General features: G+C 67.6%; 11 protein-coding genes. 9 read left to right on the top strand and 2 right to left on the bottom strand.

All coding sequences use genetic code 11. From position 1 onward, the window contains the following. Positions 1 to 31 precede the first annotated feature (31 nt). The gene (gene rlmB, locus O3684_RS04870; protein ID WP_500062987.1) at positions 32 to 1,009 is read left to right on the top strand and encodes a 23S rRNA (guanosine(2251)-2'-O)-methyltransferase RlmB; all 978 of its coding nucleotides are present in this window, start codon (positions 32 to 34) and stop codon (positions 1,007 to 1,009) included. A 177-nt stretch (positions 1,010 to 1,186) separates the two neighbouring features. Here the strand turns inward: rlmB and O3684_RS04865 are convergent, their stop codons facing one another. Next, positions 1,187 to 1,792: a hypothetical protein gene (locus O3684_RS04865; RefSeq protein WP_500065391.1), complete on the bottom strand. Its 606-nt coding sequence runs from the start codon at positions 1,790 to 1,792 to the stop codon at positions 1,187 to 1,189. Then, positions 1,789 to 2,442 carry a hypothetical protein gene (locus O3684_RS04860; protein ID WP_500065389.1) on the bottom strand — a complete coding sequence of 218 codons (654 nt, stop codon included), beginning with the start codon at positions 2,440 to 2,442 and terminating at the stop codon, positions 1,789 to 1,791. Before O3684_RS04860 ends, O3684_RS04865 begins: the two co-directional genes overlap by 4 nt. A gap of 95 nt (positions 2,443 to 2,537) precedes the next feature. On the opposite strand from O3684_RS04860, the gene O3684_RS04855 reads away from it, so the two are divergent. The 8 genes from O3684_RS04855 (at position 2,538) to O3684_RS04820 (ending at position 18,203) form a co-directional block, all read left to right on the top strand. Continuing rightward, entirely contained in the window at positions 2,538 to 3,032 is a 495-nt protein-coding gene (locus O3684_RS04855) for a DUF456 domain-containing protein (RefSeq protein ID WP_500065388.1), read from the top strand. 94 nt (positions 3,033 to 3,126) lie between these two features. Continuing rightward, positions 3,127 to 4,407, top strand: a complete 1,281-nt coding sequence (locus O3684_RS04850) for an adenylosuccinate synthase (RefSeq protein ID WP_500065387.1) — start codon at positions 3,127 to 3,129, stop codon at positions 4,405 to 4,407. Positions 4,408 to 4,797: 390 nt separating this feature from the next. Then, positions 4,798 to 5,718 carry a hypothetical protein gene (locus O3684_RS04845; protein ID WP_500065385.1) on the top strand — a complete coding sequence of 307 codons (921 nt, stop codon included), beginning with the start codon at positions 4,798 to 4,800 and terminating at the stop codon, positions 5,716 to 5,718. A 150-nt stretch (positions 5,719 to 5,868) separates the two neighbouring features. Continuing rightward, a complete protein-coding gene (locus O3684_RS04840; protein WP_500065384.1) occupies positions 5,869 to 6,540 on the top strand; it encodes a heme-binding beta-barrel domain-containing protein in 672 nt (223 codons plus the stop codon). Continuing rightward, positions 6,533 to 7,702 (top strand): CAF17-like 4Fe-4S cluster assembly/insertion protein YgfZ, encoded by a 1,170-nt coding sequence (ygfZ, locus tag O3684_RS04835; protein WP_500065421.1) that lies wholly within the window; start codon positions 6,533 to 6,535, stop codon positions 7,700 to 7,702. The genes O3684_RS04840 and ygfZ overlap by 8 nt, the downstream gene beginning before the upstream one ends. Beyond that, positions 7,702 to 8,247, top strand: a complete 546-nt coding sequence (gene dtd, locus O3684_RS04830) for a D-aminoacyl-tRNA deacylase (RefSeq protein ID WP_500065382.1) — start codon at positions 7,702 to 7,704, stop codon at positions 8,245 to 8,247. The genes ygfZ and dtd overlap by 1 nt, the downstream gene beginning before the upstream one ends. A gap of 1,182 nt (positions 8,248 to 9,429) precedes the next feature. Further along, on the top strand, positions 9,430 to 11,898 hold the full coding sequence (locus O3684_RS04825) for an ATP-dependent Clp protease ATP-binding subunit (RefSeq protein ID WP_500062978.1): 2,469 nt from the start codon (positions 9,430 to 9,432) through the stop codon (positions 11,896 to 11,898). 185 nt (positions 11,899 to 12,083) lie between these two features. Continuing rightward, positions 12,084 to 18,203, top strand: a complete 6,120-nt coding sequence (locus tag O3684_RS04820) for an Ig-like domain-containing protein (RefSeq protein ID WP_500065381.1) — start codon at positions 12,084 to 12,086, stop codon at positions 18,201 to 18,203. Positions 18,204 to 18,234 lie beyond the last annotated feature (31 nt).

The following is an 18,234-nucleotide window of genomic DNA, read 5'->3' as shown; positions in this document are numbered from 1 at the left end:
GTGTCAGTTCACGAGAAAACGAGGAGACACTATGGCCTCACACAGCGGGCGCCCCGGCGCCATCCGTAAGAAGGGCACCAAGAAGGGCGCGCAGGTCGGTACCGGCGGGCACTCGCGCCGCCGCCTCGAAGGTAAGGGTCCGACCCCCAAGGCCGAGGATCGCACCTACCATCCCGCCCACAAGCGCAAGGTGAAGCGCGAGGCCCGCGAGGCTCAGGAGGCCGCGATCGCTCGCGCTCGTGCCAAGTCGTCGATTCGCATCAAGCCGGGTCACGAGCTGATCGCCGGCCGCAACCCGGTCGCCGAGGCCGCCCGCGCCTCGGTCCCGATCGAGCGCGTCTTCATCCTCGACAACGTGAAGGATGACCGCGTGGAGGAGGTCGTGCGCCTCGCCTCCGCGATGGGTGCGCCCGTGTACGAGGTCACCCGCCGCGATCTGGATGTCGCGACCGATGGCGCTGTCCACCAGGGCGTCGCCATTGAGGTGCGCGGCTACGAGTACGCCGATGCCTCGGACCTGATCGCGGGTTCCATGCAGCAGCTGGGTCACCCGCTCCTCGTCGCCCTCGATCAGGTGACGGACCCGCACAACCTGGGCGCGGTCCTGCGTAGTGCGGGCGCGTTCGGTGCGGACGGCGTCATCATCCCCGAGCGTCGCAGCGCGGGCGTCAACACGACGGCGTGGAAGGTGTCGGCCGGTGCGGCCGCCCGCGTGCCCGTGGCTCGTGCGACGAACCTTGTGCGCGCCCTCGAAGAGGCCAAGGCGGCCGGCTACTTCGTGGTCGGCCTCGACGGCGGCGGGGACGCGCCTCTGCGCGGCCTGTCGCTGGCGGACGGCCCCCTCGTGGTCGTGACTGGTGCCGAGGGTGCGGGCCTGTCCCGCCTCGTGCGCGAGACCTGCGATCAGATCGTGTCGATCCCGATCGCGTCGACCGTCGAGTCCCTTAACGCGGCTGTTGCGACGGGCATCGCCCTGTACGAGGTGGCGTCCCTGCGCGCGCAGGGCTGAGCCTTCCGGACTGTCTGTCGTCTCGCCGCGGGTGCTTGAAGCGCCCGCGGCGATATTCTTGTGCGATCAACGGGGCGTGCGTCTATGCTCGCGCGCTCCTGCGGGGAAATCCTGCCGTCAGCCTCGACTCACGGTACGGGCCGGTGGACGACTCAATACTGCGCCAGGCCGCGCGCCTCAGCATCCCGAGAATCGAAGGGGGCGCCGACCGTGTTCCTTTTTGGCGGCTCGCCGCATTGTGAGGATGCCTTCGATCGTGAAGAGGTGGTCTTTCGGCAGGTCTGCGCCGTGGAAGAATCGTGGGGCTTCCAGGAGGAGCCCTTGCCGCTGTAGTGCGCCAGCGAGTTCGCGAAAAGACATGTCCATGAACGCGTCTGTGCCCCAGCGGTCATCGTGCAGGATGCGAGCCTCGCAGCACCAGAGTTCGGACGCTGGGCGTCCCCCAACCGAGCAGGAACGTGCGGCGACGAGGATCTCGGTCCTCTCCTGACTGGTGCGTTTGAGTGGCGTGGGTGTCGCGGAGGGGACGAGACTAATGCCGGGAATAGCGTCGAGGAGAGGCTTTATCGCCAGGCTGCGCAGGTCGCTGCCGATGATGATCTCCGCGCCGACCCATCCGTGCTGGGCGAGCTGGTCGCGCATGCCGTTCGTCTCACCCCAGGCGCCTTTGGACACCCAGTAGTCGACAGCATGCGTGACCGCCTGATTCGGGTCGGCCGCGATGAGCGCGTAGAAGTACCTGCGGCGGTTGAGAATCCGGCGCAACGAGAAACCGGGGGTCATGATCGCTCCTTCGACGGGAGGTACTTGGCGACGGGATCGAGGAAGCTGCCCCGCATCTGGGTGATGTTGGCGGGGGAGAGGGGGTGGTCCTCGGGCAGTTCCTCACCGTCGACGAGGCGTGGGGGAGCCTCCAGGACGCCCTGCTGGTGCAGGGCCGTGTGCAGGTACTCGAAGACACGGGCGAAGGGATCTTTTCCGGGGCGGGCACGCTGAATCGCCGTGTCCCAGGGGAAACACCACAGCTCGGTTGACGGCTGCTCGGTATTGGGCATAGGGCGCGCCGCGATGATGATCGTTGTCTTGTTGAGGTGGCGCAGCTGCGCGCGCACCGCCTTCGACGTCAGGTAGACGGCGAGGCCTCCCAGCAGCAAGCTGGGAGGAACATCTGAGAGATCATCAGGAAAATGGCGGTCACGGAACCGCTTTCGGTTCTCGACCTGCCCGGGCAAGACCGTGACCTCGCTGCCCGACCAGCCGATGTCCGCGAAACGCTTGCACATGGTGGTCGACTCGCGCTTGATACCGACGGCACGCCAAAATGCCACGCAGCGCGCGACGGCCTCCGCCGGTGGACACGACACGGTGTACACCGTCATGGGGCGCCTCTTCAGGAGGGAATCCAGCGGCAGGCGCGGGGGAGTGATATCCATCGGTATTCCTGGGGCTCGGGGTGACGAGGCCAGGCTATCAGTGCACGGGAAGTCTGACGAAACACTGGGGCGAACGGAGACGATACGATGAGGCCATGAGTGTCCTGGGTACCGTCATCATTGGCATCGTCATCCTCATTGGAGTGATCGGCGCGGTTGTGCAGATCTGGCCGTCTGCGCCCGTCGTCGGAGGTGCGATCCTCGTGTGGGCGTGGCTGACCGGCACGAGCGCCGCGTGGATTATCTTCGCTATCGCGGCCGTTGTCCTGATCCTCGGGACGGTCCTGAAATACGTGATTCCCGCGCGCGGCATGAACAAGGCGGGGATCCCTCAGTCCACGCTCGTGTGGGGATCACTGGGTGGCGTCGTCGGCTGGTTCATCGGCCTGCCCCTGGGCCTCGTCCTCGGCATGATCGCCGCGATCTTCGTCGTCGAGTACCTGCGCAGCAAGGACACGGCGACCGCCTGGAAAGCGACGGTTCAGGCCCTCAAGGCCTTCGGCTGGACGATCGCCATCGAGCTGATCGCCGCCCTCACGTGCGCCACCGCGTGGGGCGTCGGCGTCGCCCTGGTCGCCGCTGGAAACTGACGCGACCAGCCGGTGCCCCGGCCTCGTCGTTCCTCCGGTAGGATGGGTCTGTTGCGCGCGCCCGCGTAACAGACCCAACTAAACGGAGATACTCATGCCCGCCGTCATCGTTCTCGGCGCCCAGTGGGGCGACGAAGGCAAAGGCAAGGCCACTGACCAGCTCGGCCAGCACACCGACCTCGTCGTGAAGTTCAACGGAGGAAACAACGCCGGACACACCGTCGTTATTGACGGCGAAAAGTACGCGCTGCACCTCCTGCCCGCCGGAATCCTCTCCGAAGGCGTCACCCCCATCATCGGCAACGGCGTCGTTGTCGACCTGGACGTGCTCTTCGAGGAGCTCGCGGAAATCACCGCGCGCGGCGTCGACTGCTCGCGCCTGCGCATCTCCTCCAACGCGCACATCATCCCGCCGTACAACCGCCTCATGGACCAGGCGAACGAGCGTGCGCGCGGCAACAACCTCATCGGCACGACGGGTCGAGGCATCGGCCCCACCTACGCCGACAAGATGAACCGTATCGGCCTGCGCATTCAGGACCTCTTCCACCCCGAGGAGCTGCGCGCCAAGGTCGAGGCTGCCCTGGCCCCCAAGAACACCATTTTCGAGGCCGTGGATATCCCCGTCCTCGACCCCGCCGAGGTGTCCGACCACCTGCTGTCCTTCGCGGACCGCGTGAAGCCGATGATGTGCGACGTGTCCCTCGTCGTCAACGACGCGCTGGACCGCGGCGAGACCGTCCTCTTCGAGGGCGGCCAGGCGACCATGCTCGACATCGACCACGGCACCTACCCCTTCGTGACCTCCTCGAACCCGACCGCGGGCGGCGCGCTCACCGGCTCCGGCGTGGGCCCGACCCGCATCGACCGCGTCGTCGGCGTCGCCAAGGCGTACACGACCCGCGTCGGCGAGGGCCCGTTCCCCACGGAGCTGGACGACGAGGTCGGCGAGGCTCTGCGCACCAAGGGCGGCGAGTTCGGCGTGACCACGGGTCGCCCGCGCCGCACCGGCTGGTTCGATGCCGTCGTCATGCGCTACGCGACGCGCATCAACGGCCTGACTGACATCTGCCTGACCAAGCTCGACGTTCTCTCCGGCTACGAGACGATCCCCGTGTGCGTCGCCTACGAGGTCGACGGCGTGCGCACCGAGGAAATGCCTCTCGACCAGGCAGGCTTCGAGGCCGCCGTGCCCGTGTACGAGGAGCTGCCCGGCTGGAGCGAGGATATCTCGCAGTGCCGTTCCTTCGAGGAGCTGCCACGCGCCGCCCAGGACTATATCAAGCGCCTGGAAGAGCTGTCGCGCTGCCGCATCCAGTCCATCGGCGTGGGCCCGGGCCGCGAGGCCACGATCGTGCGCTACCCGCTGATGTGACGGTTGGCTGAACGACAGTGGGGGCCGATGCTGCGACGCAGCACCGGCCCCCACTTGTTTCACGCGCCACCGTCGGCGCATAGAGACGACAAAGCACGCCGAACCGAATGCGCCTGTCGGCGCGAAGGCCGCTCGTAGCGGCAGAGTTTGGAGCCCGGGGCATACCGGTTCGGCGTGCCCCTAAACTTTACGGCCGGCCCTGCCCGCGCGCATCCCGTGGCGGCGTGCATCAACCCACACGGGGCGTGCGCCACAGCTCGCGTCCCGTCGCCGTCGCCGAGGCCGCAGCCGGCGCCAGGCACGCCATGCCCAGTCCGCCCGCGCGAGAGCCGACCCGCGCGGGCTGCCCCTGCCTCGTCGGGCGCGCACATGTGGGACCATGGAAGCGTGATGACTTCGACCCCGCCCACGCGACCCCGAACCCGCTCGAACCGCGGGCGCCGCCGCGAGACCCTGGTGACCCGGCACGTGCCCAACGGAATCGGTACCCTCACCGTCACCCTGCTGGCCGTGGCGACCATCGTCGCCTGGTGGCTGCCCGGTTCGCGTTGGAGCGTCGGTCCCGTCGTCGCCATCGCTTCGTTCCTGCTGGCCCTCGGCTGGCCGACGCTCGCGCGCCTGCACATGCCGTGGCTCGCGCAGGCGGTCCTCGCCCTGGGTGGGGCGCTGACCCCGATGGCCGTCGCCTACTGGAAGAACCTCGACATCGCCGTGCCCCTAACGGGCATCACCCTGGTCGCCCTGGTTGCCGCCACGATCCTGGACGCGCCCGCGCCCCGCGATCACTCGGTGGGGCACACGAGCGAGCACTGGGGGTCCACGTCGCTGACCGCGGCCCTCGCCTCGTCGGTGACCGCGCTCCTCATCGTCACCTCCGGGTCCATGTGGGTCTCCCTCACCGTCCATGAGCGCTGGTCCGTCATCGTCCCCATGGCCGCCCTCATCGCGATTATCGCGGCGGCGTCGGCGCGCTCGGGACGCAGCGCAAAGGCGGGCGTCGTCTACGCGATGCTGACCGGCATCATGGCGGGACTCGTCGCGGCCTCGATTGCGTGGATCCTCGGGCAGACGTCGGACCTGCTGCCCGTCGTCTTCCCCTTCATCGCCAAGCGTTTCGGCGACTTCGTCGCCTTCCTGACCCTCGGCGGCGTCACCGGCTTCGGCGTCGGCTTCGCCGTCTCCGTCGTCGACGCGCTGCTGGGTGAGCGCGCCGCTTCCGCGCAGCTCGCTCACGTTCTGGGCCGAGGCGCCGCGAAGTTCCTCGTCGCAGCCTTGCCCGTCTACGCGATGATCCGCATCGGCGGCATCTGAGAACCGCGGCGTGCGATGACCCGTGGCGTGCGCGGTCGCACCCGGGGCAGGGGCCCGCGCGGGTGGGCCCCGGCCTCGTCCCTGTTCGCTGCCAGCTGCGTGCGCCGCTGCTCGCGCGCCCACGCCCACCCGAGGCGTTAGGCTGGAGCCATGATGGTGATACCTGCTGACCTGCCCGCACTCGTCGCTCCCGTCGCGTGGATGCTCGGAACCTGGGAGGGATGGGGTATGCACGCACAGCCCGCCGCCCCCGGCCAGGACGCTTCCGCCGAGGCCCCCGCGGATTCGCCAGTCATCGAGGAGATCCGCGGCGACGTCGTCGGCGAGCAGATGCGCCTGGTGACCCGCGTGTACGCGGGCGAGGCCTCGGCCCCGATCGACCCCACGTGGGACGCCGCGCAGGGCCTGGCCGCCATCCAGAAGGGCACCCTGATCAGCGAAGAGACCCTGTACGTCTCCGTCGCCCCCTCCGACGCACCGCTGCCCCCGCCCGGCCAGTACAACCCTCGCGAGTTCACGGCGACCTCCGCCTCTACCGAGGGTCACAGCGCCGTGTGGGACGGCGTGAGCGTCGGCCCGCGCGTGCAGATGGTCTCCGACGCGATCGCGCTCGGCGCGGATGCCACCCGCCTCACGCACCTGGGCCGCATGTTCGGCCTGGTCGCGGGCGAGCTCATGTGGACGCAGGAGCGCACGCTCGACGGCGAGGACGAGGCCGACGTCGAGATCTCCGGCCGCCTGCACCGCACCGAGCAGGCCTCGACCGCCTCCGGTGAGGTCATCGAAGGCATCGACGACTCCCAGGATGGCTTCCTTGTCTGAGCCTTCGGTTGATTCCGAGTTCGTCGACGAGGCCGTGGCCTCCTTCGGCGCGACCCCGCACTTCGGGGACCCGTCGGGGGAGCAGTGGGCCCTCGAGGGTGGCCGCGCGCTGGTGCGCCGCCCGGACCTGGCGGTCATCTCCGTGTCGGGGGCCGATCGGCTCACCTGGCTGACGTCGCTGGCCTCCCAGATCGTCACCGACCTCGTCCCCGGCGCGAGCCGCGAGCTGCTGATCCTCTCGCCCGAGGGGCGCGTCGAGCACTGGGCGGGCGCGAGCGACGACGGGACCGCGCTGCACCTGATCGTGGAGCGCGCTGATCTTTCCGGCTTTGTGGCGTTCCTGGATTCGATGCGTTTCGCGCTGCGCGTCGCTGTTTCTGAGAGTGATGTCGTCGTGTTCTCCTCGGTCCGCGCGGGCGCAAATTCGCACGCTGCCGTGGCTGACCTGCCCGGGCTCCTGTGGACCTGGGAGGACCCGTGGCCCGGCGTGGTCGACGGTGGGGCCGCCTATTTCCAGGGCGAGCGTCACCCCGGCGCGCGCACGCCCATGATGTTTCACGTTGTTTCACGGCAGGACGCGGACGAGTTCGAGGCCGCGTGGCTGGCTGCGTCGCCGGAGGCCGGATCGCGCCGCCGCGCCGGATACCTGGCGTGGGAGGCCATGCGCATCGCCGCGTGGAAGCCGCGCCTGGGCCGCGAGACCGACGCACGCGCGATCCCACCCGAGGTGGACTGGCTGCGCACCGCCGTCCACACGTCGAAGGGCTGCTACCGCGGCCAGGAAACCATCGCGCGCGTCCTCAACCTCGGGCGACCCCCGCGCCGCCTGACCTACCTGCAGCTGGATGGCTCGCGCGGCGACCTGCCCGCACCCGGCACGCCCATCGAGGTGGGCGGCCGCCAGGTTGGCGTCATCACCTCCTCGGCGCGCCACGCGGACGAGGGCCCGGTTGCCCTCGCGCTGATCGCCCGCACAGTGCCGCCCACGACCGTCTTCGATATCGACGGCGTCGCCGCCGCCCAGGAGGAAATCGTGCCCGTCCACGGCAAGTCCTCCGTGTCCCCGGAGACGCGCCCGGGTGCCGACCTCTCTCGCGAGGCCGGCCAACGCGGCGGTTCCACGGGCTTCGGTGGCCTCGGCTCTGCCCTGGGGTCGCGCTGATGCGCGCCGTCATCCAGCGCGCCACCTCCGGCGAGGTGCGGGTCGACGGTGAGGTCGTCGGTCGCCTTGCTCTTTCTGGTGGTTCTGCCGGTTCTGCGGCTCAGGCCTGCTCGCGTGGCGCGGGTGCCCCCGGTGACCTCGCCGCAACCCCTGGCGACGCCACCCCGTCAGGGGAGGGCACCGGCGGAGCACGCCAAGGCCTCGTCGTCCTCCTGGGCGTCCAGCGAGGCGATGGTGCCGAGCAGGTGGCCACGGTTGCCCGCAAGATCGCTGAGCTGCGCATCCTGGATGACGAGCGTTCCGCGGTGGATGCGGGTGCCCCGATCCTCGTGATCTCGCAGTTCACGCTGTATGGGGACACGCGCAAGGGGCGTCGGCCCTCGTGGGCTCATGCCGCGCCCGGTGATGAGGCTGAGCCCCTCGTCGATGCGGTCGTTGCGGATCTGCGTGGCCGGGGCCTGCATGTCGAGACCGGCCAGTTCGGGGCGATGATGGAGGTCTCGCTGGTCAACGACGGCCCGTTCACGGTCCTCGTCGAGGCGTAGTTTCCCCACAACGTCGCATGCAATTCCCATGGCAACCTTTCGAGTGTTGAAATATGACCGTTGCAATTCCAACGTTTTGAGGCGTCGATGAAATCTGGCGTGGGGGAATTGCATGCGACTTTTGGGAGGGAGCGTGGGCACAGTTTCCCATAAATCTCGCACGTAATTTCCCTATCAACTTTTCACGTTTTGAAATGCGGTCGTTGTAATTGCAACGTTTGTGGGGCCTGTCGAAAACTTACCGAGGGAAATTACGTGCGACTTTAGGTAGGGAGTTTCCAGGGGGAGTTGCGGTGGTGCGCCTCGGCCTCGCCCGTCCCTGCCTCGGCCGTCCCTGCCTCGTCAGTGCTGGCGCGCCTGCCGTGCCTCGAGCTAAGTGGTCAGGTGCGCCTGGATCCGTACTCTCACTTGTTACCGATGGGGCGTCGCACCTGATCGGTAAGGTTCAACCCCTTCTGATCGGCTTGAATCTTCCCGATGAGGTTGAATCCTGCCGATAGGGTTGAATCCTCTCGACAGCTCCGCGTCCACGCTTGTTCCTAAGTGGTGTTACACCACTTGGGTGGGTATTACACCAGCTGGGAAGTGGTGTAATGCTCCCTAACTGGTGTAATGCCCCCTAACTGGTGCAATGCTTTCTAACTGGTGCATTGCTGCGTTCGGTCGCATGCAGAGTTTCTTGTGGGGTTAGTCGTTTCTTGTGGGGCTAGCTGCTTGGATTCTGGGTGTGGCCCCATCGCGTAGTTTCCCCACAACGTCGCATGCAATTCCCATGGCAACCTTTCATGTGTTGAAACATGGTCGTTGCAATTCCAACGTTTCTGGGGGTTGGTGAAATCTGGTGTGGGGGAATTGCATGCGTTTTTGGGGTGGGAGTTCCCAGGGGGAGTTGCGGTGGTGCCCGGCCCCGGCCTCGCCCCTGGCCCAACGCCGACGCCCCGCACCCGGCCTCGGCCTCGCCCCTGGCCCAACGCTGACGCCCCGCGCCCCGCCCCCGCCGCGCCCCGCGCCCCGACCAGCCGTTCGCAGTCTGCACCCGCGCCGCGGCCTCGGCCACCGCCCCTGCGCCGAGGGCGAAAGCGCGCGCACGGCGCTCCCGCTTTCCGTAGGCTGTAACCAGTCAACTGGGACGGGTGTACGCCGAGCTCGGCGAAGTGCCTGTCCTACACAATGAGGAGAGGCATGTTCGAACGCTTTACCGACCGCGCTCGCCGGGTCGTCGTGCTCGCGCAGGACGAGGCTCGCGGTCTCAAGCACAACTACATCGGCACGGAGCACCTGCTGCTCGGCCTGATCTCCGAGGGTGAGGGCGTCGCCGCCAAGGCCCTGGAGACGATGGGTATCAAGGGCGAGGCCGTCCGCGCCTCGGTCATTGAGATCATCGGCGAGGGTGAGAAGCCGGTCGAGGGTCACATTCCCTTCACCCCGCGCGCTAAGCGTGTCTTCGAGCTGAGCCTGCGTGAGGCCCTGCAGCTGGGCCACAACTACATCGGCACGGAGCACCTGCTGCTCGGCCTCCTCAAGGAGGGCGAGGGCGTGGCCGCCCAGGTGCTGACCAAGCAGGGCGCGGACCTGGCGCAGGTGCGTCAGACCGTCATCCAGATGCTCAGCGGCTACCAGCGCGGCGACGAGGAGGGCCGCGAGTCCGTGGGTGCGGGCGTGGGCGGATCGGGCGGTCCGGAGCGCTCCAACTCCGCGATCCTCGAGCAGTTCGGCCGCAACCTGACGCAGGCCGCGCGCGAGAACAAGCTGGACCCCGTCATCGGCCGCCGCGTCGAGATGGAGCGCGTCATGCAGGTCCTCTCGCGCCGCACGAAGAACAACCCGGTCCTGATCGGTGAGCCCGGCGTCGGTAAGACCGCGGTCGTCGAGGGCCTCGCCCAGGCGATCGTGCACGGCGACGTGCCCGAAACCATCAAGGACAAGCAGATTTACAGCCTCGACATGGGGTCGCTGGTCGCTGGCTCGCGCTACCGCGGCGACTTCGAGGAGCGCCTGAAGAAGGTCCTCAAGGAGATCCGCACGCGCGGCGACATCATCCTGTTCATCGACGAGATCCACACCCTCGTGGGTGCGGGTGCCGCCGAGGGCTCGATTGACGCGGCCCAGATGCTCAAGCCCATGCTGGCGCGCGGCGAGCTCCAGACGATCGGCGCGACCACGAACGACGAGTACCGCAAGTACATCGAGAAGGATGCGGCCCTCGAGCGCCGTTTCCAGCCGGTGAAGGTCGAGGAGCCCAGCGTCGAGGAGACGGTGGAGATCCTCAAGGGCCTGCGCGACCGCTACGAGGCGCACCACCGCGTCATCATCACGGACGCCGCGATCCAGGCGGCCGCCGAGCTGGCGGATCGCTACATCTCGGATCGTTTCCTCCCCGATAAGGCCATCGACCTGGTCGACGAGGCCGGGGCGCGCCTGCGCATTCGCCGCATGACCGCGCCGCCGGAGCTGCGCGAGCTGGACGAGAAGATCGCCGAGGTGCGCCGCAATAAGGAGGCGGCCATCGACGATCAGGACTTCGAGAAGGCTGCGTCGCTGCGCGACGAGGAGTCGAAGCTGTCCGATGAACGCAAGGCGAAAGAAGAGGCCTGGAAGGGCGGCGCGTCCGACGAGATCGCCGAGGTCGGGGATCAGGAGATCGCCGAGGTCCTGGCCATGTCGACCGGTATCCCGGTCGTGCGCCTGACCCAGACCGAGACCGCGAAGCTGCTCAAGATGGAAGACGAGCTGCACAAGCGCGTCATCGGCCAGGACGAGGCCGTCAAGGCCCTCGCCCAGTCGATCCGTCGTACGCGCTCGGGTCTGAAGGATCCGAACCGTCCCGGTGGCTCGTTTATCTTCGCCGGCCCGACCGGCGTGGGTAAGACCGAGCTGGCGAAGGCCCTCGCTGAGTTCCTCTTCGGCGACGAGGATGCTCTCATTCAGCTGGATATGTCTGAGTTCTCCGAGAAGCACACGGCCTCGCGCCTCTTCGGCGCTCCTCCCGGCTACGTCGGCTACGACGAGGGTGGCCAGCTCACGGAGAAGGTGCGCCGCAAGCCGTTCTCGGTCGTCCTCTTCGACGAGGTCGAGAAGGCTCACCCGGACATCTTCAACTCGCTGCTCCAGATCCTGGAAGAGGGTCGCCTGACGGACTCGCAGGGCCGCAAGGTGGACTTCAAGAACACCGTCATCATCATGACGACGAACCTTGGTACCCGCGACATCAACAAGGGTGTCCTCACGGGCTTCCAGACCGCAGACAACTCGACGCACGACTACGGCCGCATGAAGTCGAAGGTCGCGGAGGAGCTCAAGCAGCACTTCCGTCCCGAGTTCCTCAACCGTGTCGACGACACGATCGTGTTCCCGCCGCTGACCAAGCCGGAGATCGCGCGCATCGTCGACCTGATGATCGCGAAGCTGGCCAAGCGTATGGAGGCTCAGGATATGCGCCTGCAGCTGACGGACGAGGCGCGCGAGCTGCTCGCGGACGTGGGCTTCGACCCGGTCCTGGGCGCGCGTCCGCTGCGTCGTGCGATCCAGCGCGAGATCGAGGACGCGCTGTCCGAGCGCATCCTGTTCGGAGAACTGCAACCCGGTCAGGTTGTTACCGTTGGCGTGTCTGGAGAAGGAAAAGACCGCAAGTTCACCTTCAACGGAGAGTGATTTACTCGCCAATTGTTAGCGGCTGACAAGCCGGACACTTCGGAAGGCGGCCCGTCGTACTGCGACGGGCCGCCTTCTAGTTGTTAAGTAACTGCGCATCTGATAGATTCTCATTAACCATTAGGCTGCGGTGTAGTCGTGTCACACTATTGCGTGGAGGCTACTCAGCAATCGGGAGAGGGTCAATGAGCGCGCACTCGCAACGAAAAGTAACCAGCACAAGGCGGCGTCTACCGGCGTTTGTCCTGGTGCTGGTCGTTGCTGCGTTGTGCATCGCAGGCGTCATCTACAAGGGTGCTGAAGTCACGCAGGTCAACGTCAACGACGGTGGCATTTGGGTGACCAATAAGTCCAAGCAGATGGTCGGCCACCTCGACTACGAGGCCCGCATCCTCGACGGTGCCCTGCGCACCGAGGCCACCAACTTCGACGTCGGCCAGGCGGGTGAGACCGTCACCGTCTCCGACCTCACCTCGCTGACCGTCGCTCCCGTCAACGTCACCCAGGTCTCCCTCGGCTCCCCGACGGCTCTGCCCTCCGGCTCGAGCGCGATGCAGGGCGGCGACGTCCTCGGCGTCCTCAACCCCACCGACGGCACCCTGTGGACCACGTCGGCCACCGCGCCGAGCCCCGCGAACTTGTCCGAGGGAGCGGCCCTGTCCTCGAACATGGGTGCGAGCGCGTTCGTGACCGGACTCGACGGCTCCGTGTACTCCCTGGCCGCCTCGGGCACGCTGACGACCGTGAAGCGCCAGGGGACCGTCGATCAGGCCGCGACCAGCCGGATCGAAGGAATCCCCGAGGACGCCCAGCTGAGCATGACTGTCGTCGGCGACCAGGTCGTCGCCCTCGACTCGCAGTCCAACACCCTCTTCCTCCCGGGCGGCAAGAAGCTCGACCTGAGCGCCGCCGGAGTCGAGGAGGGCGGCATCTTGCAGCTGGCCGGACCGAAGGCGGATTCCGTCCTGCTCGCCACGCCCTCGGACCTCGTGTCGATCCCGCTGGCGGGCGGCGCCCCGGCGATCACGCCCGCCACTGAGAGTGGCGTCAGCGGCAATCCCGCGGCGCCCGTTCGCCACGAAGGCTGCGCGTACGGCGCGTGGACCGGTAGCGGCGCGTACATGCGCGCCTGCGACGACCCGTCCGCGAACAAGCAGATGGTCGTCGATACGCTGACGACCGCTCGCGAGATCGTCTTCCGCACGAACCGCAAGGCCATCGTCCTCAACGACGTCGCGCAGGGCAGCGTGTGGCTGCCCGACTCGAACATGGTCCTCATGGACAACTGGGACGAGGTCGAAAACCAGCTCGAGGAGACCGAGGAGGAGCAGGACAGCCCCGAGCTCACGAACGAGGTCGCCGATCCCCAGCAGCGCGAGGAGAACACCCCGCCCGAGGCCGTGGATGACGATTTCGGTATCCGTCCGGGACGTTCGACGGTCCTGCCCGTCCTCGACAACGACTCCGACCTCGACGGAGACGTGCTGACCGCCGCCCCGACGAGCGCGCCGGCGTGGGGGACGATCTCCGTCGCGCGCGGCGGCCGCGCCCTGCAGATTTCCGGCGTCGACGCGAACCAGACCGGCTCGACATCCTTCTCCTACGAGGCCTCCGACGGGCAGGCCACGGCCTCCGCCCGCGTGCAGGTGACGATTCACCCCTACAGCCAGAACGCGGCACCGAACCAGCTGCGCGCATCGACCGTCAAGATCGGTGCGAATGCGCAGATTCAGTACCAGGCGCTGAGCGACTGGCGAGACCCCGATGGCGACCCGATCTACCTTAAGAACGCGGAGGCGCCCGAGGGTCTGAGTGTGTCCTTCAGCGAGGACGGCTCCCTGACGATCACCGATGAAGGCAGCGCGCCCGGCCCGAAGACCGTCGTCCTGACGGTCGCGGACGACCAGGGGGCAGAGACGCGTGGCGAGCTCATCGCGACGGTCCAGGAGGCCGGAAATCTGCCTCCGTCGGCGAACGGCGACCTGTTCCAGGCGCACCCGGGAGAGACGGTCACCCTCGACCCGCTCAAGAACGACACCGATCCCAACGGCGATCCCCTGAGCCTGGCCGCAGTCTCGGGTGCTCCCGCGGGCGCGACGATCTCACCGGACCTCGACCGTGGCACGATCGACTTCCGCGCCACCGCGCCAGGCTCCTACTCCTTCGCCTACACGGTGTCCGACGGCATCGCCACGACGCTGGGCATCATCCGCGTCGAGGTCGTCGAGGCCACCGCTCTGCCGCCGGTCGCCGAGAACGACACGGCGGTCCTCCCGCTGGGCGGATCCGTGCTGGTTGCGCCCCTGAATAATGACTATGATCCGTCGGGTGGCCTGCTGTCCATCACGTCGGTCGACGCCTCGAACGTTCCCGGCCTCGAGGTGGCTCTCATCGACCGCCACCTGCTGCGCGTCACCGCGCCGTCGGGCCTGACCCAGACCGCGACCTTCTCCTACACGGTCTCCAACGGCCAAGGCGAGGCCACCGCGGACGTCATGGTGATTCCCGGCGCGGCCGATCGCTCCGACCTGCCGCCCGTCCTCAAGCCCGACCGCGCCAAGGTGCGCGTCGGCGACGTCGGCACCGTGTCGGTCCTGTCGAACGACCGCTCCCCGGCGGGCCTGAACCTGCAGGTCGAGTCGACGCTCGCCTACGACCCGACGAACGCGCTGGGAAACCCCTTCGTGACCGGTAACCAGGTGCGTCTCGAGGCCGGTGCCAACCCCGGCATCATGGACGTGACCTACTCGGTCATCGACTCCGCGGGCAACCGCGCGTCGAGCACGGTCACCTTCGAGGTGGTCGCCGCGTCCGACCAGAACCAGCCTCCTCGCCCCCGTGATATCAGCGCGTGGGCGGCCGCGGGGCAGACGACCCGCATCCCGGTGACCCTCGATGGCATCGACCCCGACGGCGACTCCGTGAGCCTGACGGGCCTCGACTCCTCGCCGCAGCAGGGCAGCGCCACGGTGAAGTCGACCTGGATTGACTACACGCCGAACCAGAACGCCTCGGGTACGGATTCCTTCACCTACACGGTCACCGACCGTCAGGGTGCACGAGCCTCCGCGCGCGTGCGCGTCGCGATCTCCGCGGCCCCCTCGCTCAACCAGAACCCGGTGGCCGTACCCGACACGGTGCTCACGCGCCCGGAGCGCATGGTGACCGTCAACGTCCTCTCGAACGACGTTGATCCCGACGGTGATCCCCTCACGTTGGAGGAAGACGGCCTCGAGACGGCCACGCCCGAACTTGACCCGCAGGTCCGTTCCTCCTCGACCCTGCAGATTCACACGCCTTCGCAGGCCGGCACCTACCTCGTGTCCTACACGGTCAGTGACGGCCGCGGCGGCTCCGCGCGCGGCACCGTGACCGTGTACGTGCAGGACGACGCGCCGCTCAAGGCGCCGATCGCCCGCGACGACTTTGTCACCTACGAGGACCTGCCCACCGATGGCTCCGCCGTGCGCGTGAAGGTTCTCGAGAACGACGAGGATCCCGACGGCAGCGTCGATGAGCTGACCGTGACGAGCGGCGAATCCGGCGTGACGGTTGACGGATCCGCCCTGCTGATCCCGGTGACCGACACCCTGCGCCTCGTCGTCTACACGATCACGGACCGCGATGGCCTGACGAACTCCGCCGTCGTGACCGTGCCCGGACGCGACTCCACCGCGCCCCTCCTGAACGCTGCGGCCCTGCCCATCGAAATGGACGCGGGCACCTCGCGCACGATCAACCTGTCGGACTACGTCGTGACCCGCTCGGGCCGCAGCCCCCGCCTGGTCGATGGGACCTCCCCGGTGCCCCAGACCGGCCTGGACTCCGTCGTGGCGGACTCCTCGACGCAGCTGACGCTGACGGCTACCGCGACCTTCGGCGGTAATTCCGCGTTCCTCATCCAGGTCGCGGACGGCGCTGCTGATGACGCTGGCGCGCTGAGCGCCTCGCTGTCGCTGCCCGTGCGCATCAAGGCGACCACGAACCAGCCGCCGACCTTCGCCCCGACCGCGATCCGCGTCGAGGCCGGGGGCGCTGCCGTCACGCAGAACCTCGCGCTCGCCGTGCGCGACCCCGAGGGGACGGACGCCTCGACCTTCACCTACGCGATGGGTTCGGCACCCAGTGCCGTGTCCGCGTCGCTGTCCGGTACCGTCCTGACGGTCTCCGCCCCCGAGGGCGCGACCCCCGGATCCGCCGGCTCCATCCCCGTGAGCGTCACCGACGAGCAGGGCAACACCGTCAACGCCTCGATCCCCGTCGAGATCGTCTCGACGACGAAGCCGCGCATCCAGGTGCCACCGTACTCCGTGAACGCGAAGGTCGGGGATACCGTGATCGTTGACGTGGCCTCGCGCGCTACCAACCCGTTCCCCGACACGCCGATCTCCCTCGTCGGAACCGCGGTGTCCCTGGGTAACGCGGACATCGCGTCCTCCGGCACGGCGGTCATGGTCACGCCCCGATCCACCGGCACGATCTCGGTGGGCTTCCAGGTCAACGACAAGCTGGGAGACCCCTCGCGCGTCGTGCAGGGCACCATCACCGTCACGGTGACGGACAAGCCGGGCGCGCCCACGAACGTGGTCGCCGAGGCCGTGGGTGCCACCGGCGCGAGGGTGACCTTCGATGCCCCCGCGTCGAACGGCTCGCCCATCACCGGCTACCGTCTCTACGACTCCAGCGGCGCGAAGATCGCTGACTGCCCGAACACCGTGTGCGAAGTGAACGGCCTGAGGACGGGGCAGCAGTACAGCTTCGCGGTGAGTGCGGTGAACGAGCAGGGCGAATCCGCTCGCACCACATCCAACGAGATCACGCCCACCGGCGTCCCGGATCGCCCGGGCGGACCGAGTGTTACCCCCGGCGATGGCGAACTGACGATGACATGGGACGCCCCCAACAACAATGGGTCCCCCATCACCGGCTACACCGTGTACGCGACCGCTGCGACCGGTTCACGCACCTGCACGACGAGTGGGGCTCGCACGTGCACGATCAGCGGTCTCGTGAACGACCAGAACTACACTGTCACGGTCGTCGCGACGAACGCGAATGGTAATTCCCAGGCATCCCCGGGTGTGAATGGCACCCCGAAGGCGACGCGACGCGGCCCCGATCAGCCGGTCATCACGAGCGCCAGCGCCCAGCAGCACGACGGTAATGGCGCTCTGGCGACCATCACCTGGTCCCTGGGGAGCTCCGGCAGCGCCGGATGGGGCCAGACGATTGTGTCGGTCAACGGCACCACCAAGACCCTCTCGGGCGGAACCACCAGCACCCAGATGACCGTTCCCTACGGCGTGGCCCTCACCGTGTACGTGACCGTGAGTAACACGAACGGTGACACGGCGACCTCTCCTGGCTACGTCATTCCAGTGGTCGTCCACGAGGACCCCACTCCTGCCAAGACGACGCCGCTGGCCCCCGACGCACCGCGCCTGGGCCCGCCCTCGGACAACGCCCTGGGCAAGCTCAGGATCTCGAATGCGCGCCTGAAGGAAGGCAACGGCTACACGGTCAACGACCTGGAGCTCTTCTACGCGGACAGCGCGGCGGGGTGCACGGCGCCCGGCAACCCGCTTCGTCTCAACAACGGTGATCGCGGCGACTTCGACATCGGCCCGCTCACCCCGGGCGCGACCATGACCTATTACTTCTGCCAGCGCGGTAAACGTGGCCCGAACGACTATGTCTGGAGCCCGGTCGTCTCGGCCTCCGGCACGGTCGGCAACGGCCAGCGCTCGGGCCCCGATGACGACGAAGACACCACGATCCCCGTGTTCAGCGTGTCGGTCACCCCTTACATCAACAGCGCGTCCGTGTCGTGGACTATCCCCGCCGGCGTCAACCCCGTGCAGACCAGCGTGTGGATTAAAGGAATGGAGGGGTCGACTAAGCAGACGTTCAGTGGTCCGATGACCTCGTGGGCGGTCCAGGGCCTGGCACCAGTCAACCAGTACACGGTTGTCGTCGAAATGGTCGGCGCCGGTGGGTCGCACCGGCAGGTAGAAGCCACCTTCAAGACCACCGAAGCCGCGGAAAATATCGGCGCGACCTTCACCGGAAAAACCACGTGTTCGAACGGGCAGGAATGCGGCTCGATGACGCTGACGGCCAAACGAGCCTCCCAGTTCGGATCGGGCGTCACGCTCATCTGCACGGTCAGCACCGGTCGCCCCGCCCAGGACACCGAATTCCGCTTCTCACGGGACACGCCGAGCATACCGGGTATCCTGACGGAGGCAATCACCGCCAAAGAGCTCAATGCGCGGAACATCGTGAAGAGCTGCCGAGTCGAATAAGACGACCATACTTTCCCCGTTACGAGCAACA

Origin of the sequence: Pauljensenia sp. 20925_1_27 (genome assembly GCF_041432835.1) — a bacterium.
Taxonomy (GTDB): Bacteria; Actinomycetota; Actinomycetes; order Actinomycetales; family Actinomycetaceae; genus Pauljensenia.
This window is presented reverse-complemented; position numbering and strand designations above follow the sequence as displayed.

Coding starts and splice junctions, on each gene's coding strand:
- rlmB (WP_500062987.1), top strand. CDS start 32: ATGGCCTCACACAGCGGGCGCCCCGGCGCCATCCGTAAGAAGGGCACC.
- O3684_RS04865 (WP_500065391.1), bottom strand. CDS start 1,792: ATGACCCCCGGTTTCTCGTTGCGCCGGATTCTCAACCGCCGCAGGTAC.
- O3684_RS04860 (WP_500065389.1), bottom strand. CDS start 2,442: ATGGATATCACTCCCCCGCGCCTGCCGCTGGATTCCCTCCTGAAGAGG.
- O3684_RS04855 (WP_500065388.1), top strand. CDS start 2,538: ATGAGTGTCCTGGGTACCGTCATCATTGGCATCGTCATCCTCATTGGA.
- O3684_RS04850 (WP_500065387.1), top strand. CDS start 3,127: ATGCCCGCCGTCATCGTTCTCGGCGCCCAGTGGGGCGACGAAGGCAAA.
- O3684_RS04845 (WP_500065385.1), top strand. CDS start 4,798: ATGACTTCGACCCCGCCCACGCGACCCCGAACCCGCTCGAACCGCGGG.
- O3684_RS04840 (WP_500065384.1), top strand. CDS start 5,869: ATGATGGTGATACCTGCTGACCTGCCCGCACTCGTCGCTCCCGTCGCG.
- dtd (WP_500065382.1), top strand. CDS start 7,702: ATGCGCGCCGTCATCCAGCGCGCCACCTCCGGCGAGGTGCGGGTCGAC.
- O3684_RS04825 (WP_500062978.1), top strand. CDS start 9,430: ATGTTCGAACGCTTTACCGACCGCGCTCGCCGGGTCGTCGTGCTCGCG.
- O3684_RS04820 (WP_500065381.1), top strand. CDS start 12,084: ATGAGCGCGCACTCGCAACGAAAAGTAACCAGCACAAGGCGGCGTCTA.